16 protein-coding genes are annotated in these 17,801 nt (G+C 60.7%); 9 read left to right on the top strand and 7 right to left on the bottom strand.

Annotated elements, in window-relative coordinates; genetic code table 11:
- The first annotated feature begins 341 nt into the window (after positions 1-341).
- Complete coding sequence (locus tag JET17_RS25025; RefSeq protein ID WP_012316665.1) at positions 342-1,949, top strand: reprolysin-like metallopeptidase; 1,608 nt, start codon at positions 342-344, stop codon at positions 1,947-1,949.
- A gap of 5 nt (positions 1,950-1,954) precedes the next feature.
- On the opposite strand, the gene JET17_RS25020 is transcribed toward JET17_RS25025, so the two are convergent.
- From JET17_RS25020 to choX, 4 genes are all read right to left on the bottom strand, one after another.
- Positions 1,955-2,425: a thioesterase family protein gene (locus tag JET17_RS25020; protein WP_012316664.1), complete on the bottom strand. Its 471-nt coding sequence runs from the start codon at positions 2,423-2,425 to the stop codon at positions 1,955-1,957.
- A gap of 10 nt (positions 2,426-2,435) precedes the next feature.
- Positions 2,436-3,401, bottom strand: coding sequence for an L-carnitine dehydrogenase (locus tag JET17_RS25015; RefSeq protein WP_012316663.1), 966 nt, complete (start codon positions 3,399-3,401; stop codon positions 2,436-2,438).
- A 16-nt stretch (positions 3,402-3,417) separates the two neighbouring features.
- Positions 3,418-4,302: a 3-keto-5-aminohexanoate cleavage protein gene (locus JET17_RS25010; protein ID WP_012316662.1), complete on the bottom strand. Its 885-nt coding sequence runs from the start codon at positions 4,300-4,302 to the stop codon at positions 3,418-3,420.
- 166 nt (positions 4,303-4,468) lie between these two features.
- Positions 4,469-5,413, bottom strand: a complete 945-nt coding sequence (choX, locus tag JET17_RS25005) for a choline ABC transporter substrate-binding protein (RefSeq protein WP_012316661.1) — start codon at positions 5,411-5,413, stop codon at positions 4,469-4,471.
- 144 nt (positions 5,414-5,557) lie between these two features.
- Between choX and JET17_RS25000 the strand changes: the two genes are divergently transcribed.
- Positions 5,558-6,505, top strand: coding sequence for a GlxA family transcriptional regulator (locus JET17_RS25000; protein WP_012316660.1), 948 nt, complete (start codon positions 5,558-5,560; stop codon positions 6,503-6,505).
- 3 nt (positions 6,506-6,508) lie between these two features.
- Here the strand turns inward: JET17_RS25000 and JET17_RS24995 are convergent, their stop codons facing one another.
- The 3 genes from JET17_RS24995 to JET17_RS24985 all read right to left on the bottom strand — a co-directional run bounded on the left by JET17_RS24995 (position 6,509) and on the right by JET17_RS24985 (position 8,448).
- Positions 6,509-7,126 carry a hypothetical protein gene (locus JET17_RS24995; RefSeq protein ID WP_012316659.1) on the bottom strand — a complete coding sequence of 206 codons (618 nt, stop codon included), beginning with the start codon at positions 7,124-7,126 and terminating at the stop codon, positions 6,509-6,511.
- A 72-nt stretch (positions 7,127-7,198) separates the two neighbouring features.
- Complete coding sequence (locus tag JET17_RS24990) at positions 7,199-7,891, bottom strand: hypothetical protein (RefSeq protein WP_012316658.1); 693 nt, start codon at positions 7,889-7,891, stop codon at positions 7,199-7,201.
- A 140-nt stretch (positions 7,892-8,031) separates the two neighbouring features.
- Positions 8,032-8,448, bottom strand: a complete 417-nt coding sequence (locus JET17_RS24985; protein ID WP_012316657.1) for a lysozyme inhibitor LprI family protein — start codon at positions 8,446-8,448, stop codon at positions 8,032-8,034.
- A 286-nt stretch (positions 8,449-8,734) separates the two neighbouring features.
- On the opposite strand from JET17_RS24985, the gene JET17_RS24980 reads away from it, so the two are divergent.
- From JET17_RS24980 to JET17_RS24950, 7 genes are all read left to right on the top strand, one after another.
- A complete protein-coding gene (locus tag JET17_RS24980; RefSeq protein ID WP_003257506.1) occupies positions 8,735-9,712 on the top strand; it encodes a dipeptidase in 978 nt (325 codons plus the stop codon).
- 77 nt (positions 9,713-9,789) lie between these two features.
- Entirely contained in the window at positions 9,790-10,320 is a 531-nt protein-coding gene (locus JET17_RS24975; protein WP_012316656.1) for a DUF5943 domain-containing protein, read from the top strand.
- A gap of 15 nt (positions 10,321-10,335) precedes the next feature.
- Positions 10,336-12,396: a dimethylglycine demethylation protein DgcA gene (gene dgcA / locus JET17_RS24970; protein ID WP_012316655.1), complete on the top strand. Its 2,061-nt coding sequence runs from the start codon at positions 10,336-10,338 to the stop codon at positions 12,394-12,396.
- 208 nt (positions 12,397-12,604) lie between these two features.
- On the top strand, positions 12,605-14,557 hold the full coding sequence (dgcB, locus tag JET17_RS24965) for a dimethylglycine demethylation protein DgcB (RefSeq protein ID WP_012316654.1): 1,953 nt from the start codon (positions 12,605-12,607) through the stop codon (positions 14,555-14,557).
- Positions 14,557-15,789 carry an electron transfer flavoprotein subunit alpha/FixB family protein gene (locus JET17_RS24960; RefSeq protein WP_012316653.1) on the top strand — a complete coding sequence of 411 codons (1,233 nt, stop codon included), beginning with the start codon at positions 14,557-14,559 and terminating at the stop codon, positions 15,787-15,789. Before dgcB ends, JET17_RS24960 begins: the two co-directional genes overlap by 1 nt.
- 10 nt (positions 15,790-15,799) lie before the next feature.
- Positions 15,800-16,570 (top strand): electron transfer flavoprotein subunit beta, encoded by a 771-nt coding sequence (locus tag JET17_RS24955; protein WP_012316652.1) that lies wholly within the window; start codon positions 15,800-15,802, stop codon positions 16,568-16,570.
- 393 nt (positions 16,571-16,963) lie between these two features.
- Positions 16,964-17,761 (top strand): RHS repeat-associated core domain-containing protein, encoded by a 798-nt coding sequence (locus JET17_RS24950; RefSeq protein WP_012316651.1) that lies wholly within the window; start codon positions 16,964-16,966, stop codon positions 17,759-17,761.
- Positions 17,762-17,801 lie beyond the last annotated feature (40 nt).

The following is a 17,801-nucleotide window of genomic DNA, read 5'->3' as shown; positions in this document are numbered from 1 at the left end:
GTTGTCCCTTTTATCGCTAAGAGAGTGCTGCTGTGATTTACGACCGATTCTGTGTCCATGACGACATGCCCGCAAGGGCTGAATGTCGCCATGGCTGCTTTGGCTAAGAACAGGTCGTATACGGCTAAATCCAGGGGCAGGGAAGGCCGCACACTGCAGTCATTCACGGCACCGGAGGGTTGGTCACCCTCACTCACGTACAGTGGATGTTGCTCGCTCTTGGCCCCGGTAGCTCACGGCTTACCGGGGTTATTTTTTATCCGCGACCTATTAGTTCTGCCAGTTGTCGCGCGTGGCCCGTTCACTCCTAATGATCCCAACTCTGATAATGAGGCGGCATCATGAAAATACGTTGTTGGGCGGTCGGTTTAATGGTGTTGGGTGGCGTCGTTGTGGGCGGTTGCACTTCATCCTCACACCCGGCTATGACTGCCGATACCCAGGCGCCTCAGCTTTTCGAACTGAATAAAAAAAGTGATCTGCAAGTACTTGAGCAAGCGCCAGGTATTTATCCTTACCTCAACACATTGATCAATGATCCGGCGTCTGAGCAAGTACAGGTGGTAACGGTCAATGCTTCTTTGGTTACCGCCGATACCCAGACGCTGTCGGTGCCGTTGAACAGTGACGAGACGGTAGCCTTCAAGTTGAAACGAGCAGATCCGCCGGCACCTGGCATGGAGGGTTGGGTAGGGGATGCGCTGAGGAACCCCGACCAGAAACCGCGCTCTGTCTCGGAGGTCGACTTTGACCCCTTCACCTGGATTTCCCTGGTGCGCAAAGGCGATCAACTGGTGGGTAGCATGTATGTCGATGGGCAGCACTATCGGTTGGAGTACATAGGGGCCGGGCAGCATGTCCTGATTAAAGAAGATGCGTCGAAGCTGCCGGCGGAGGCGGCCGCCACGTCGGATCCGGATGTCCGGAGCCTGAAAGCTGCCGCTGGCCAGGTGCCGCATTCGGCGCACAGTACGATTCGTGTACTTTTTAGCAGCACCAACGAGGTACGTGAACGCAGGCCAACCTACCGGCAACAGCTTTTGCTGGCACTGCAGACAGCGAATCAGTACATGATCAACTCGCAAGTTCCTGTTACGTTCGAAGTCGCCGGATTCAACGATGTCGATTATTGCGAATGTGGCAAGACCGGCGTTGAGCAGTTTCAAGATTTCAGAACTGCAGGCCGTGAACTGAATACTCAGGTTTTGCAGCGGCGAGCGGAGCTTTACGCTGATTTGGTCACCCTCTATACGTCATGGCCTGGTACAGGGGGGGAGGCTTCCGGCGCTGTTTATACAATTGTTGGAAACTATCCCTCCCTCGGTCACGAGTATGGCCATAACCTGGGGGCGATGCATCGTTGGAATGGAAACCCGAATGCCGGATATAACCATGGGTATGAGCATGCCGATCCAAAATTCCACACGATCATGGTAACGACCGCCTACGCAATCCCCTATTTCTCTAATCCGAACCTGTTTTATCAAGGCGTCAGGATCGGTACTTTCGAGCATCACGATGTTGCTCGGCGCTTTAACGAGCGGCGCGAAGAAATTGAAAATTTCTATCCGCCGATGCCCGCGGTGCAGGTAACTGTCTTCGACGACATCAACATGCAGGGCGACAGATGCACGTTCGACCTCGCTGAAGATGCCCGCACGACCTTGATCGAGGACGCCTGTGGCGCAGCATGGAAAACCAAGGTCTGGTCGGTGCGGGTTAAACATTTTGGATTAGGTCATACCTTGCGGATAGGCAACACGTCGGCTTGGCATACCTATACAAGCCAAACATACGGCGGCAGTTTCGACATTCCGACCCTCACGGGTTTCGCCCATGACGTTCCTGTAGGACTGGTTTTGACGCCCCACGGAGGCAACCTGAGCAAAAAGATTACCCAGGTTGAGTTCATCAAAGCGACTGCCAGCGGCACCGACCAGTACAGGTAACCAGGTCAGGCCGGAAGTTGCATGATGCGCCCAGTGAATGCTGGTGATGGCAGGTCTTCCTGCCCGGCCACCAGCGATTGCAGGCGCGTCACACTCCCTTCGCCGAACGCAGCCGACCTCGGTCCTGCCAGATCAACATGCAAAAGCATCTGCTCACTGGCTGCCAAAACCTCTTCAAACCCCTCGCGATGCAAGCTGTGATACAGGTGCAGGCGCTTTTTATCGAACCCGATGATTTGCGTCTGTACCCATACTTCGGTACCCAGCTTGACCTCATGCAGGTAATTGATATGCGCTTCGAGTGTGAACAATGAATGCCCACTTTGCCCTCGGGCGTCGGCATCCAGCCCGATGCGCTCCATCAGCGCATCGGTGGCGTAGCTGAAGATCAGCAGGTAATAGGCATCGCGCAGGTGCCCGTTGTAATCGACCCAGTCCTCCTGGACTGGGGTGCGGTAGGTGATCAGTGCGGGCATCGTGGTCTCCTCAGTCGCTGAACGACATGCCGTGGCTGGCCTTGCTGGTTTTCACCGCTTCCAGCACCGCCAGCAAGGTGTCATCACGATAGCGCTCCAGCGCGGCGATGCTGCGCTCGCCCAACTGCTCGGCCGTGCCGGCCACCACATCATCGATCAGCTTGTCGGTAAGCTCTGGCGCCGGCAGGTAGGTCCAGGGCAGTTTCAGCGCCGGGCCGAACTGCGACATGAAGTGGCGCATGCCAGCATCGCCACCGGCCAGGGTGTAGGTCAGGAACGTGCCCATGAACGACCAGCGCAGGCCTGCGCCGAAGCGGATGGCATCATCGATTTCGCCCGTGGTGGCCACACCGTCGTTGACCAGGTGCAGCGCCTCGCGCCACAGCGCTTCGAGCAGGCGGTCGGCGATGAAGCCCGGCACTTCCTTGCGTACGTGCAGTGGGCGCATGCCCAGTGCGGTGTAAATTGTTTTCGCCGCCTCGATGGCTTCAGGCGCGGTACGGTTGCCGCCCACGATCTCCACCAGCGGCAGCAGGTAAACCGGGTTGAACGGGTGGCCGACCACGCAGCGTTCGGGGTGGGTAGCCGATTCGTAGAACTCGCTGGGGAGCAGGCCAGATGTGCTGGAACCGATGATTGCATCAGGCTTGGCTGCGGCGCTGACTTTGGCGTGCAGATCGAGCTTGAGGTCCAGCCGCTCTGGCGCGCTTTCCTGGATGAAGTCAGCGTCGCGCACGCATTCCTCAATGGTGGCGACGAACTTCAAGCGGTCTTGCGCCGCGCCAGGTGCCAGTCCCTGTTTTTCCAGTGCCGGCCAGGCGTTGGCGATGCGCTTGCGCAGCGCCTGCTCGGCGCCGGGGGCCGGGTCCCAGGCGACCACGTCCAGGCCGTGGGCCAGGGCGCGGGCAACCCAGCCGCTGCCGATCACGCCACTACCCAGGGCGGCGAAGGTCTTGATCTCGGTGATGAAAGGCATATCGGACTCCGGGGTATCAGCGGCGTTTGAGGTTCATTTTTTCCCGGCCTTCTGCCGGGGTCAGGATGCGGCCACCCATGCGGGTGATGATTTCGCTCGCGCGCTCCACCAGTTGGCCATTGCTGGCCAACACGCCTTTGTCCAGGTAGAGATTGTCCTCAAGGCCCACCCGTACGTTGCCGCCCAGCAGCACCGCCTGTGCCGCCATGGGCATCTGCATGCGGCCGATGCCGAAGCCGGCCCAGGTGACGTCGGCAGGCAAATTGTCGACCATGGCTTTCATGGTTGTAGTGTCGGCCGGTGCGCCCCACGGTATGCCCAGGCACAGCTGGAACAGCGGGTCATGCAGCAGGCCTTCCTTGATCATCTGCTTGGCGAACCATAGGTGGCCGGTGTCGAAGATTTCCAGTTCGGCTTTTACGCCCAGTTCGCTGATGCGTTTGGCGCCGGCGCGCAATTGCGCCGGTGTGGAGACGTAGATGGCGTTGCCGTCGCCGAAGTTGAGGGTGCCGCAATCGAGCGTGCAGATTTCCGGCAGCAGTGCTTCGATGTGGGCCAGGCGCTCCAGCGGGCCGATCAGGTCGGTGCCGGGGCCAAACTCCATGGGCGACTCGCCCGGGCCGATTTCCAGGTCGCCGCCCATGCCGGCGGTGAGGTTGACGATGATGTCCACGTCGGCTTCGCGGATGCGTTCCATGACCTCGCGGTACAGGTTGACGTCGCGGCTGAAACGACCGGTTTGCGGGTCACGGACGTGGCAGTGGACCACGGTGGCGCCGGCTTTGGCGGCCTCTACGGCGGACTCGGCGATCTGCTTGGGGGTGACCGGGACCAGGTGGCTCTTGGCGACTGTGTCGCCGGCACCGGTGAGGGCGCAGGTGATGATGACGTCGTGGTTCATGGTGGTTCCTTGTCAGGGTTGTGGTGGCCCAATCGGCGTAGGAGCGGCCTTGTGTCGCGAAGGGGGCGCATAGCGGCCCTTGGGTTTGTGCAGCGCGCACAGATCCTGGGGCCGCGTCGCGGCCCTTTCGCGACGCAAGGCCGCTCCTACAGGCGATGAGGCCCTGTCAGTTGGCGGTGAGCTTGAGGTTGTCCGCCGCGGGCTTGCCATCGAAGGTGGTCACCCCTTCAAGCCAGCGCGCCTTGTCCTCGGGGTGGTCCTTGAGCCATTGGCGGGCCGACTCCAGCGCGTCCTTGTGGTCAAGCAGCGGCTGCATCATGCGGCTCTCGTCTTCGGCGCTGAATTTCAGGTTGGCCAGCAGGCGATGGGCGTTGGGGCAGCGTTGGGCGTAGTCCGGCGCGGTGACGGTCCACACCGTGGCGCGGCCTTCGTCAGGGCCCAGGGCATCCTGGCTGTCGCTCAGGTAGACCATGTCGATGTTCACGTTCATCGGGTGCGGCGCCCAGCCGAAGAACACCACGGCCTGCTTGCGGCGCACGGCGCGGTCGACTGCGGCGAGCATGCCGGCCTCGCTGGACTCGACCAGCTGGAACTTGCCCAGGCCGAACTGGTTCTTGGCGATCATCGCCTTGATCTGAGTGTTGGCGCCGGACCCGGGCTCGATGCCATAGATCTTGCCGCCCAGCTCTTTCTCGAACTTGTGGATATCTGCGAAGCTCTTCAGGCCTTTGTCGGCCAGGTACTTGGGTACGGCCAAGGTGGCCCGGGCATCTTCCAGGCTGGGTGCGTCGAGCACCTTGACCTGCTGGGCATCGATGAACGGTGTGATGGTCTGGGTCATGATCGGGTTCCAGTAACCCAGGAACATGTCCAGGCGCTTGTCGCGGATGCCGGCAAAGATGATCTGCTGCGAGGCGCTGGTCTGTTTGGTCTGGTAACCCAGGCCGTCGAGCAACACTTGCGCCATGGCGCTGGTGGCGATGACGTCGGTCCAGTTGACCACGCCAAGGCGCACGTTCTTGCAGGCCGCAGGTTCTGCGGCGAAAAGCGGTGTGGCAACGATGCTGCTCAGGGCAAGTGACAACAGGCTGCGGCGGATCAAGCTGTGCATGGTGGCTCTCCATCGGCAGTGCATATTGTTATTGAGGGCGGCCTCTGCGGACCGTGTGAATACGCTACGCTGGCGGCAAGGTGGAAAATCGCACTCTGGCGACAGGAATTAGCACCTGAGCGACCAGATTTTGTGGAGTAGGGAATGACCGAGACGATTGCCTTTCTTTTGGTACCGGGCTTTTCCGCCATGGGGTTCATTTCGGCGGTGGAACCCCTTCGGGTGGCCAATCGTTTCGGCGGGCAGTTGTACCGGTGGCAGGTGCTAAGCCTGGACGGCAGTGCGGTGTTGGCGAGCAACGGCATGTCGGTGAATGCCGATGCCGCGCTTGGCGGATGTGAGCCTGCAAACACCCTGCTCGTGGTGGCAGGTTTCGAGCCCTTGGCCAATGTTGCACCGAAACTGCTGCATGCGCTGCGAAGGCTCAACCACGAAGCTGTGGTGCTCGGGGGCATCGACACGGGTGCGATGGTGCTGGCTGAGGCAGGCCTGCTGGACGGCTACCGGGCGACATTGCATTGGGAAGCGCTCGAGGCATTCAAGGAGCGCTTTCCAAGCTTGCAGGCTACCCAGGAGCTATTCGAGATTGACCGCAATCGCATCACTTGCGCCGGTGGGACAGCTTCGATTGATTTGATGTTGCACCTGATAGCCCAGTCCCACGGCAGCGACTTGGCAGTCAAGGTGTCCGAACAGTTCGTGCTGGGGCGTATCCGTCAGCGCCAGGACCATCAGCGCCTGCAGATTGGTGCGCGTTACGGTATCAGCAACAAGAAGCTGGTCCATGCCATTGGCGAGATGGAAAAACACACCGAACCACCGCTGAGCACAATGGACCTGGCGGCCGCGATCAAGGTGACACGACGTCAGCTGGAGCGCTTGTTCCGCATGCACCTGAATGAAACACCGAGCAGTTTTTATCTTGCCCTTCGGCTGGATAAGGCACGCCAGCTATTGGCCCAGACCGACATGACGGTGACTGAGGTCAGCCTTGCGTGCGGCTTTGAATTGCCCTCGTACTTCACCCGGCGTTACAAATTGAGGTTTGGAAAATGCCCGCGGGAAGAGCGTCGCTCGGGCCGTGCAAAGTAGGCTTCATTCCAGCTCACGTTTGAGGATGGCTCGCAGCTTTTCGCGGTTGCGTGACTGCAATTCAGTGCGTAGCGGGGCGAAGGCAACGGGATTGAAACGTGCCCCCAGATGATCAAATATCAGGTTCAGTTTTTTGGTTGGCTCGTCAGGGTCAGTGATGCAGTAGACATAAAACAGGATTCCGACCGGGATCGCGTCCCCTTCATGGTCCATTTCGATGCTCAGGTGCGAAGACGCGTTCATCACGGAAACCGTGCGCATGCCTGCCGAGTTCACAGCCGCTTGGACGTTTTTTTCCATGCTCTTGAACCAGGGGCCTTTATCGCGGGGAGGAGGAATATAGCCGTTGTACACATCGCTCAATGCGAGCAGGTGCGGCTCATACACGATTTTTTTATGGGTATGCTCCAACAACGTGAAGTGCAGCGATTGCAAGGTGGCGAGAACAACTGAGAACCATGGCGCAGGTTGAGTTTCCATGGAATAACTTTCATTGGCTATTGCCTGTGAATAACGCAGGCAAAGCTGCAAGTCCTCCCATGTTTCGAGTGTCAGCCATGGGGCGGGTTTGATGTTCAGTCGCTGCTCGAAGATTCGGGTGTCCAGGTGTGTAGCGTCCATGCGGCATCGCTCCTCGATGAGTGCAGAGGGCGTAAGCGGGTACCAGGTGACCCTGATACCCAGCCTCACCCCTTAAATGGCGAGGAATGCTGCGATGTCGCCTTTGATCTTCTCATTGACAAGATCACGTGCAGCATCAAAGTGCCGTACGCTGAAGCTGCCGTTTTGCGAGGCGCGATAGACGCGGGTCGAGGTTTTGTCGATTTTGCGGGTCAGTGCGCCGTCACGCTCGATTTTCGAATCGTAGCTGGCTTGGAAGCTGGTCATGTGCATGACAGGCAGACCTTGGGGAGTCATTTCGCACTGGGCCACGACGAAGTTGCTCGACTTGCCGGATTCGCTATGGCTGTGCTTCTCCAGGTGCTCCCGGACTTGCGGTTTTTCAACGATAACCTGCATTACGCGCTTGGCACACGCCGCGCGACGCGGGTCACGGGCGACGCTGATGGTAATGGAGTGGGTGATCAACTCTGCCAGTGTCAGGTTGTCTTCATCAATGGCGTCCTCGGCATGCGCCGCACCCGTCATGGTCCAGCCGAACTTGATCAGGCCGTCGTTGTAGTAGTTGTACCACTCCCGCTGTTGGGTCTCTTTGTCAAACTTCTTGTTGGTCAGTTCGGTCATCAGGCGCATACCGGCCAAGATGTCTTCTGCGATGCTGGCAGGTACATTGTCAGCGAATATGCAGATGGTCTGGCCGGTAGCGGCTACGCGCTCTTGACCTTCTTTGCGAATTTTTTCCATTTCAGCTTTGATGTCAGCCATTTCATGATTCCTTGATAGTGGAGGGAGTCAAAGACACACATTGCTAGCCCGTGGTCTTGACGCACTATCGAGAAAGCAGGGAATGCTCATCAGCAGCATATTGTTCCTCTGGCGTTGAGTGTTCACGCTCTCGTGCCTGATCAATCCTCGGGTGCCGGTTCATCACTGTTTTGTGAACCCAGGCTGCGCAAATACTCCGATCGCTCATCACTACGCTGTGCAATACAGCTATTCCAGGCTATCTGGAATGCCTTGCTACCCGCTTGCTCACCGTAGGTTTCGACTTTGCAATCGGCATCGCGCAATTGAGCCCAGACCTTCCTGGCGGATTCGATCTGCGACTGCAGGCCAGCTTCATCACCATACTGATCGAGCATTCGCTGAATCAGGTCGTCATAGGCCGAGTTCAGTTCACGCTCAGCGGTCTGCTTGTTGAATGCCGCGCAGGCGAACGTCTGCTGGTCGGTCTCGACATTGTCGCAAGGCGTGCTTTCTTCCTCACCGGCCTGGGCCCCGCTCACGATGGCCAGCAGCACCAGCCATGCCATTGATTTCATCCGTTTCTCCTCAACAGGCTGTCGAATCGCCGAGATTCTCGCTCAGCCGTAGATTCGGCGATAGCTCCCCGGGCAAATGTTCATGCAACGGCCGCAAAATGGTCGTTATCGAGACTGTCTCGCATCCTCTGACGGCGTCCCAGACGCGGTCATGTCGCGCATTGACGCTTTCGGCAAACCCCCTGTCGTTTTTGCATCGGGGCGCCCTTGGGCACAGGCATATGCTGGCCCCAAAGCGCCGGCACAACGTTCGGTGCGAACCCACTCAATAAAAGGGGACAGCCTGATGAGCCCAGCCGAGCTTCACGCCGACAGCATCGTCATCGACGGTTTGATCATCGCCAAGTGGAACCGCGAACTGTTCGAGGACATGCGCAAAGGCGGGCTGACCGCAGCCAACTGCACGGTGTCGGTCTGGGAAGGCTTCAAGGCCACCGTCGACAACATCGCTGCGAGCCAGAAGCTGATCCGCGACAACAGCGACCTGGTGATGCCAGTACGTACCACCGCCGACATCCGCAAGGCCAAGGAACTGGGCAAGACCGGTATCCTCTTCGGCTTCCAGAATGCTCACGCCTTCGAGGACCAGATTGCCTACGTGGATGTGTTCAAGCAGCTGGGCGTGGGCATCGTGCAGATGTGCTACAACACCCAGAACCTGGTTGGTACAGGCTGCTACGAGCGTGATGGCGGGCTGTCCGGTTTCGGTCGCGAAATCGTCGCCGAGATGAACCGCGTCGGCATCATGTGCGACCTGTCCCACGTTGGCTCCAAGACCTCCGAAGAGGTCATTCTGGAGTCGAAAAAGCCGGTCTGCTACTCCCACTGCCTGCCCTCGGGCCTCAAAGAACACCCGCGCAACAAGTCGGACGAGGAGCTCAAGTTCATCGCCGACCATGGCGGCTTCGTCGGCGTGACCATGTTCGCGCCGTTCCTGGCCAAGGGCATCGACTCCACCATCGACGACTACGCCGAAGCCATCGAGTACACCATGAACATCGTCGGTGAGGATGCTATCGGCATCGGCACCGACTTCACCCAAGGCCACGGCCAGGACTTCTTCGAGTACCTGACCCACGACAAGGGTTACGCCCGTCGCCTGACCAATTTCGGCAAGATCATCAACCCGCTGGGCATCCGCACCGTCGGCGAGTTCCCCAACCTCACCGAGACCTTGCTCAAGCGCGGCCATTCCGAGCGTGTGGTGCGCAAGATCATGGGCGAGAACTGGGTAAACGTTCTCAAGGACGTCTGGGGCGAGTAAGCCGCTCTCCAAGCCTCAAGGCCCCGGCCAGCAACGTCGGGGCAGCCAAACAAAATTTTTTATGGAGTTGAGTTTCCATGGCCAAGATCGCCCCGCAATTGCCAATCGAAGTCGACAGCGAAACCGGTGTCTGGACCAGCGACGCCTTGCCGATGCTGTATGTGCCGCGTCATTTCTTCGTCAACAACCACATGGGCATCGAGGAAGTGCTGGGCGCCGACGCCTATGCCGAGATCCTCTACAAGGCAGGCTACAAGTCGGCCTGGCACTGGTGCGAGAAGGAAGCCGAGTGCCATGGCCTGGAAGGCGTAGCGGTGTTCGAGCACTACATGAAGCGCCTGTCCCAGCGTGGCTGGGGCCTGTTCGAGATCCAGGACATCGACCTGGACAAAGGTACCTGCAGCGTCAAGCTCAAGCACTCGGCGTTCGTGTACGTGTACGGCAAGTGCGGCCGCAAGGTCGACTACATGTTCACCGGTTGGTTCGCCGGCGCAATGGACCAGATTCTCGCTGCACGTGGCAGCTCGATCCGCACCGTGGCCGAGCAGGTCTATGGCGGGTCGGAAGAAGGCCACGAAGATGGCCTGTTCGTTACAAAGCCGTTGTAAGCCGGAGATAGCGTCATGGCATTCGAAGCAATGTTCCAGCCGATCCAGATCGGCAAACTGACCATCCGCAACCGCGTGCTCAGCACCGCGCACGCCGAGGTCTACGCCACTGACGGCGGCATGACCACCGACCGCTATGTGAAGTACTACGAAGAGAAGGCCAAGGGTGGCATCGGCCTGGCGATCTGCGGCGGCTCGTCCGTCGTTGCCATCGACAGCCCGCAGGAATGGTGGTCGTCGGTCAACCTGTCGACCGACCGCATCATCCCGCACTTCCAGAACCTGGCCGACGCCATGCACAAGCATGGCGCCAAGATCATGATCCAGATTACCCACATGGGTCGCCGCTCGCGCTGGGACGGTTTCAACTGGCCGACCCTGATGTCGCCTTCCGGCATCCGTGAGCCCGTGCACCGCGCCACCTGCAAGACCATCGAGGTGGAAGAGATCTGGCGCGTGATCGGCAACTATGCGCAGGCCGCGCGCCGTGCCAAGGAAGGTGGCCTGGACGGCGTCGAGCTTTCGGCTGTGCACCAGCACATGATCGACCAATTCTGGAGCCCGCGGGTCAACAAACGTACTGACGAGTGGGGCGGCACCTTCGAAGGCCGCATGAAGTTCGGCATGGAAGTGCTCAAGGCGGTGCGCGCCGAAGTCGGCGACGACTTCTGCGTGGGCATGCGCATCTGTGGTGACGAGTTCCACCCCGATGGCCTCAGCCACGAGGACATGAAGCAGATCGCCGCCTACTACGATGCTACCGGCATGATCGACTTCATCGGCGTGGTCGGCTCGGGTTGCGATACCCATAACACCCTGGCCAACGTCATTCCCAACATGAGCTACCCGCCAGAGCCGTTCCTGCACCTGGCAGCCGGCATCAAGGAAGTGGTCAAGGTCCCGGTGCTGCACGCGCAGAACATCAAAGACCCGAACCAGGCCACGCGCATCCTCGAAGGCGGCTACGTGGACATGGTCGGCATGACCCGTGCGCACATCGCCGACCCGCACCTGATCGCCAAGATCAAGATGGGTCAGATCGACCAGATCAAGCAATGCGTCGGTGCCAACTATTGCATCGACCGCCAATACCAGGGCCTGGATGTGCTGTGCATCCAGAACGCTGCGACCTCCCGTGAATACATGGGCGTGCCGCACATCATCGAGAAGACTACCGGCGTCAAGCGCAAGGTGGTGGTGGTCGGTGCCGGCCCTGCCGGCATGGAAGCGGCGCGCGTTGCTGCCGAACGCGGCCACGACGTGACCTTGTTCGAGAAGAAGGACCAGATCGGCGGGCAGATCACCATCGCCGCCAAGGCGCCGCAGCGTGACCAGATTGCCGGTATCACCCGCTGGTACCAGCTGGAGCTGGCGCGCCTGAAGGTCGACCTGCGCCTGGGTACTGCCGCTGACGTGGCGACCATTCAAGACCTGCGCCCGGACGTCATCGTGCTGGCAGTAGGCGGGCACTCGTTCCTGGAACAGAACGAGCACTGGGGGGCTGCCGAAGGCTTGGTGGTCAGCAGCTGGGACGTGCTCGACGGCAAGGTTGCGCCGGGCAAGAACGTGCTGGTGTACGACACCATCTGCGAATTCACCGGCATGTCGGTAGCCGACTTTATCGCCGACAAGGGCAGCCAGGTCGAAATCGTCACCGACGACATCAAGCCGGGCGTGGCCATGGGCGGTACCAGCTTCCCGACCTATTACCGCAGCATGTACCCAAAAGAAGTGATCATGACCGGCGACATGATGCTGGAAAAGGTCTACCGCGAAGGCGACAAGCTGGTGGCGGTGCTTGAGAACGAATACACCGGCGCAAAGGAAGAGCGCGTGGTCGATCAAGTGGTGGTCGAGAACGGTGTGCGCCCTGACGAAGCGCTGTACTACGCGCTCAAGGAAGGCTCGCGCAATAAGGGCCAGATCGACGTGGAGGCGTTGTTCGCCATCAAGCCACAGCCGATCCTGAGCCAGCCGGGCGAAGGCTACCTGCTGTACCGCATCGGCGACTGCGTGGCCCAGCGCAACGTACATGCGGCGATCTACGACGCCTTGCGCCTGTGCAAGGATTTCTGATCGCACCGCCTCTCTAGGGGCGGGACCGGCCCCCCGTGTAGGAGCGGCCTTGTGTCGCGAAAGGGTCGCGAAGCGGCCCCAAGATCTTCACAGCACTATAGATTTTGGGGCCGCTTCGCGACCCTTTCGCGACACAAGGCCGCTCCTACATGGGGTCCGCGCTGGCCTTCGGGGCAGCGCAAGAATCCAGCTGTTGTGGGAGCCCCCCATGTTGAACACCCTGTTACCCATCCTGCTGTTCGCTGCCCTTGGCCTGGCGGTGCTCGGCGCCCTGCGCCGGGTGCGCATGTGGCGGCGTGGCCGAGCCTCCAAGGTCGACCTGATCGGCGGCCTGCTGGCCATGCCGCGGCGCTACCTGGTGGACCTGCACCACGTGGTCGAGCGCGACAAGTACATGTCCAAGACCCACGTGGCCACTGCGGGCGGCTTTGTACTATCGGCAGTGCTGGCAATCCTGGTGCACGGCTTCGGCCTGCAGAGCAAGATCCTTGGCTACGCCTTGCTGGTGGCGACTGTAATCATGTTCACCGGTGCCATCTTCGTCTTCAAGCGCCGGCTCAACCCGCCATCGCGCCTGTCCAAAGGCCCATGGATGCGCCTGCCGAAAAGCCTGCTGGTGTTCGCCGCAAGCTTCTTCATTGCCACCTTGCCGGTGGCCGGCATCCTGCCCGCCAACACCGGTGGCTGGGTGATGGTCGCGATACTTGGCTTGGGCGTGCTGTGGGGCGTGTCGGAGCTGTTCTTCGGCATGACCTGGGGCGGCCCGATGAAACACGCCTTCGCCGGTGCCCTGCACCTGGCTTGGCACCGCCGCGCCGAACGCTTCGGCGGCGGCCGTTCAACCGGTTTGAAGCCGCTGGACCTGGAAGACCCGAACGCCCCGCTGGGCGTGGAAAAGCCGGTGGACTTCACCTGGAACCAGCTGTTGGGCTTCGACGCCTGCGTGCAGTGCGGCAAATGTGAGGCGGTGTGCCCGGCGTTCGCTGCGGGCCAGCCGCTGAACCCGAAAAAACTCATTCAGGACATGGTCATCGGCCTGGCCGGTGGCACCGATGCCAAGTTCGCTGGCAGCCCGTACCCTGGCAAGCCGATCGGCGAACACGGCGGTAATCCACACCAACCGATCGTCAACGGCCTGGTCGACGCCGAAACACTGTGGTCGTGCACCACCTGCCGTGCCTGCGTCGAGGAATGCCCGATGATGATCGAGCACGTCGATGCCATCGTCGACATGCGCCGCCACCTCACCCTGGAAAAGGGCGCAACCCCGAACAAGGGCGCCGAGGTGCTGGATAACCTGATCGCGACCGACAACCCGGGCGGCTTTGCCCCAGGCGGGCGGATGAACTGGGCCGCTGACCTTAACCTGAACCTGCTGTCTGACGTGAAAACCACCGAAGTGCTGTTCTGGGTCGGTGACGGCGCGTTCGACATGCGCAACCAGCGCACCCTGCGGTCGTTCGTCAAAGTACTCAAGGCCTCGGGCGTGGACTTCGCCGTGCTTGGCCTGGAAGAGCGTGACAGCGGCGATGTGGCGCGCCGCCTGGGTGACGAAGCGACCTTCCAGCAGTTGGCCAAACGCAATATCCAGACCCTGGCCAAGTACAAGTTCCAGCGCATTGTCACCTGCGATCCGCACAGCTTCCATGTGCTGAAGAACGAGTACGGCGCGTTGGGCGGCGACTACCAGGTGCAGCACCACAGCACTTACATCGCCGAGCTGATCGCAGCCAGTAAGCTCAACCTCGGGCAGCACAAGGGCGGCAGCGTCACCTATCACGACCCTTGCTACTTGGGCCGCTACAACGGCGAATACGAGGCCCCGCGGCAAGTGTTGAAGGCGCTGGGTATCGAAGTACGCGAAATGCAGCGCTCGGGGTTCCGTTCCCGCTGCTGCGGCGGAGGCGGCGGTGCGCCGATCACCGACATCCCGGGCAAGCAACGTATCCCCGACATGCGCATGGATGACATCCGGGAGACCCAGGCCGAGCTGGTGGCGGTAGGGTGCCCGCAGTGCACTGCGATGCTCGAAGGGGTGGTCGAACCACGCCCACAGATAAAGGACCTCGCCGAGTTGGTAGCCGATGTGCTGATCGAAGAGGAAACACCTGCGGCCCCAAAGTCGCCAACGGTAGAACGTGAACCTGCGGAGGTGCACTGATGAGCGACATCATCCGCCGCGACCCACGCGCCGAGTGGATCGCCCGTAACCGCCTGCATCCGCTGCATGCGGCGCTGCAGACGCAACAAACCCGCTGGCTGGGGCCCAACGGCCTCATGCGCAAGAACCCGCATGCCATCGCCGCCGGTTTCATCGGCCCCAATGGCCTCAAGCGCATCGACCGCAGCGGTGCTCAACAGGGCACCGCTGTCGGCGGGCGGCGCAGCGCGGCGGCCGAAGTGCAATTGCCGCTGCATCAGGTGCCAGCGCCTGCGTTCTACATCGCCGTGGTGCCCGACATGGTGGGCGGCCGCCTCAGCAGCCATGACCGTGACCTGCTCGGCCTTGCCCACAGCCTGGCCGGGAGTGACGGCGCGGTGTTGGCCGTGGTGTTTGGAGAGCACAAGGAAAGCAAGTTTTCCACAGCGGGTGTCGACCGCGTGCTGGTCATCGACGGCGAGCAGTTTGAAGGTTATGCACCGGAGCAACGGGTCCAGGGTCTGCGCGCTGTGGATAACCAGTTCACCCCACGCCATTGGTTGTTGCCCGATAGCCGCACCGGGGGTGGCGAACTGGGCCGGCGCTTGGCTGCAGCCTTGGGCGAACGCCCGGCGACGCGCGTCTGGCAGATCAAGGACGGCCAATGCATCGGCCGTGCTGGCGCGGGTCAGCAGGACCTGCAACGCGCGGTGCCGCGCTTGATCCTGGGTGCTGCCGAGTGCGCCGAGCCGGTCAGCGAGACCCGCCACGAAGCATTGCCGGTGGAGTTGTCCACAGGCGTGGTGCGCAGCTTGTCGCGCATCGAAGACCTTGGCTCGGTGGCCGTCGATCCGGCGACCATCGCCATGGCCGAGGCCGAATTCATCGTCTCGGGGGGGAATGGCGTCAAGGATTGGGACCTCTACCACAAGGCGACTGCTGCTCTGGGGGCAACCGAGGGTGCTTCGCGGGTGGCGGTGGACGATGGCTTCATGCCGCGTAATCGCCAGGTCGGCGCAACCGGCACCTGGGTTACCGCACGGGTCTATGTGGCTGTGGGGATCTCGGGCGCGATCCAGCACCTGCAGGGTATCGGTGCCTGCGACAAGGTGGTGGCGATCAACATGGACCCGGGCTGCGACATGATCAAACGGGCTGACCTGTCGGTGATTGGCGACAGTTCGGCGATTCTCCAGGCACTGATCGAGGCTGTGGACAACTTCCGCAGCGGCGGCCAGCGCGACGCAGCGTAAGGGCATGAGCATGAGTACGAAAGTCATCAGCCTGGTTTCCATCGGTGCCCATCCAAGCTCCGGCCGCGCCCGTCGCGCCGAGCAGGATGCCCGTGCCGTGGAGCTGGGCTTGCAGCTGGCTGGGGATAACTTGCAGGTGGTGCATGCCGGTGACCCGCGTGAAGAAGCGTTGCGGGCCTATCTGGGCATGGGGCTGGATCATCTCGACGTGCTAGAGCAGCCCGCAGGAGCCGATGTGCTGGGCGTGCTTGGGGATTACCTGCGTGATGCCGGTGCGCAGCTTGTGCTAACGGGTAGCCAGGCTGAAACCGGCGAGGGTTCGGGCATGTTGCCGTTCCTGCTGGCCGAGAAACTGGGTTGGCCGCTGATAGTCGGCCTGGCCGAAGTGGAATCGATCGACAACGGCACCGCTCAGGTCCTGCAGGCGCTGCCTCGTGGGCAGCGGCGCAGGCTGAAGGTACGTCTTCCGTTGCTGGCAACTGTGGATAACGCGGCGCCCAAGCCGCGGCAGAGCGCGTTCGGTCCGGCGCGGCGCGGTGTGTTGGCGGCACGCAATGTCGCCATCGTCGAGGATGAACTGCTGGGTGAAGCGCAGTTGCAGCCAGCCCGCCCAAGGCCCAAGCGCCTGAAGGTGATCAAGGCCAAAAGCGGCGCCGACCGGATGAAGGCCGCGACGGCGAAGGCCAGTGGTGGTGGCGGTAAGGTCTTGAAAGACGTTTCTCCACAGGAAGGCGCCGAAGCGATTCTCAAGTTGCTGGTGGAGGAGGGCGTATTGCGCTGAGGTTACCCACGGAATCTGTTCGCCAAGGTGTGGATAAAGTGTTTGTCAAACGCTGCAAGCCAGCAAGGACGCCGTCTTGAAGGATATGATCAAATAATCGCCAATTACTTCAAACCTGGGTCTAAACACCATGGCCCCTAAGGTTTTGCTTTGTTATCCACAGCAGTTATCAACATCCCTATGACTTGCCCACAATGTCTGTTAGTCAACCTGTGGGCAAGTTGTTTGGTAAGTGCTACAGCCATTGCTTTCAAAGGCTTGCAGGGTTTTGATCAAAAAATGATCTGACGAGGCTGAGCTCCGCTCCGGTCCAGCTGTAACTGTCATTTCTGCCAGTTAACGTTCCATACAGCCCTTGTTAACGTTATGGCACAAATGGCCTGGAGCGTTGCCATGGGCAAAACCACACTGCTGGCGACTGATCTCCAGCGCACCGTGTTGCGCAGCGGGGATGCCTTGCCTCGACGCTATACCCCCTATGGCGGATTCAGGCCGGATGATTGCGCTTGGCTGGGGTTTTCAGACGCCCACCTTGATCACGCCAGTGGCTGCTACCTGCTGGGTAACGGGCACCGTGCCTTTAGCCCGGCACTGATGCGCTTTGGTTCGCCTGACCGACTCAGCCCGTTCGCGCGGGGTGGCCTGAATGCTTACGCTTATTGCCTTGGAGACCCGATCAACCATCGCGATCCGACGGGGCAGGAGGCCGCAGACTATCTGTTTCCCATCCTGAGCATCCTTTCCAACCTTGCGGGTGCGTTCACCAGTGGTCTACGGCTGCGATCGATGTCGCGAACCCGCCATATGCATCAAGCAACGGGACCTAATGCTGGCAGCCGCAGTGGCGTTGTGACCTTCGGCACCGTGGAAAGTCATACATTACCGCCGTCATCGGTCGATTGGGCGTTCACAGGGATAAGTGGTGTCAGTGCCGTTGCAGGCATTGCCCTGGGCATCAGCCGAACCGTGGAGCCAGGAGAAGACTGGCAGACATGGGCGTTGGCGACCCTGACCGTCATATCACTAGGCACATCGGTCAAAGAGGTGTGGGCGTTGGCCCAGGCCAGGTCGTGGGACCGATATCCCATTACCGGTCAGCGGTACGGCACCAACCGGGCAGGTTCAGCAAGCCCGATGACTTCGGCCGTTAGGCGGAACAGCGCGTCTGCAAACGCCATAAGGCAATCTTAGAGCGAGCTTGAGCCAGTGGCGGGCGCCACTGGCCGAAGGT

It is taken from the genome of Pseudomonas putida (assembly GCF_016406145.1).
GTDB lineage: Bacteria > Pseudomonadota > Gammaproteobacteria > Pseudomonadales > Pseudomonadaceae > Aquipseudomonas > Aquipseudomonas putida_E.
Note: the sequence above shows the minus strand (reverse complement) of the source record. Positions and strands in the feature narration are given on the sequence as shown.

Bases quoted from the DNA above. Each gene is read 5' to 3' on its own strand.
- JET17_RS25025 (WP_012316665.1), top strand. From the start codon at position 342: ATGAAAATACGTTGTTGGGCGGTCGGTTTAATGGTGTTGGGTGGCGTC.
- JET17_RS25020 (WP_012316664.1), bottom strand. From the start codon at position 2,425: ATGCCCGCACTGATCACCTACCGCACCCCAGTCCAGGAGGACTGGGTC.
- JET17_RS25015 (WP_012316663.1), bottom strand. From the start codon at position 3,401: ATGCCTTTCATCACCGAGATCAAGACCTTCGCCGCCCTGGGTAGTGGC.
- JET17_RS25010 (WP_012316662.1), bottom strand. From the start codon at position 4,302: ATGAACCACGACGTCATCATCACCTGCGCCCTCACCGGTGCCGGCGAC.
- choX (WP_012316661.1), bottom strand. From the start codon at position 5,413: ATGCACAGCTTGATCCGCCGCAGCCTGTTGTCACTTGCCCTGAGCAGC.
- JET17_RS25000 (WP_012316660.1), top strand. From the start codon at position 5,558: ATGACCGAGACGATTGCCTTTCTTTTGGTACCGGGCTTTTCCGCCATG.
- JET17_RS24995 (WP_012316659.1), bottom strand. From the start codon at position 7,126: ATGGACGCTACACACCTGGACACCCGAATCTTCGAGCAGCGACTGAAC.
- JET17_RS24990 (WP_012316658.1), bottom strand. From the start codon at position 7,891: ATGGCTGACATCAAAGCTGAAATGGAAAAAATTCGCAAAGAAGGTCAA.
- JET17_RS24985 (WP_012316657.1), bottom strand. From the start codon at position 8,448: ATGAAATCAATGGCATGGCTGGTGCTGCTGGCCATCGTGAGCGGGGCC.
- JET17_RS24980 (WP_003257506.1), top strand. From the start codon at position 8,735: ATGAGCCCAGCCGAGCTTCACGCCGACAGCATCGTCATCGACGGTTTG.
- JET17_RS24975 (WP_012316656.1), top strand. From the start codon at position 9,790: ATGGCCAAGATCGCCCCGCAATTGCCAATCGAAGTCGACAGCGAAACC.
- dgcA (WP_012316655.1), top strand. From the start codon at position 10,336: ATGGCATTCGAAGCAATGTTCCAGCCGATCCAGATCGGCAAACTGACC.
- dgcB (WP_012316654.1), top strand. From the start codon at position 12,605: ATGTTGAACACCCTGTTACCCATCCTGCTGTTCGCTGCCCTTGGCCTG.
- JET17_RS24960 (WP_012316653.1), top strand. From the start codon at position 14,557: ATGAGCGACATCATCCGCCGCGACCCACGCGCCGAGTGGATCGCCCGT.
- JET17_RS24955 (WP_012316652.1), top strand. From the start codon at position 15,800: ATGAGTACGAAAGTCATCAGCCTGGTTTCCATCGGTGCCCATCCAAGC.
- JET17_RS24950 (WP_012316651.1), top strand. From the start codon at position 16,964: ATGGGCAAAACCACACTGCTGGCGACTGATCTCCAGCGCACCGTGTTG.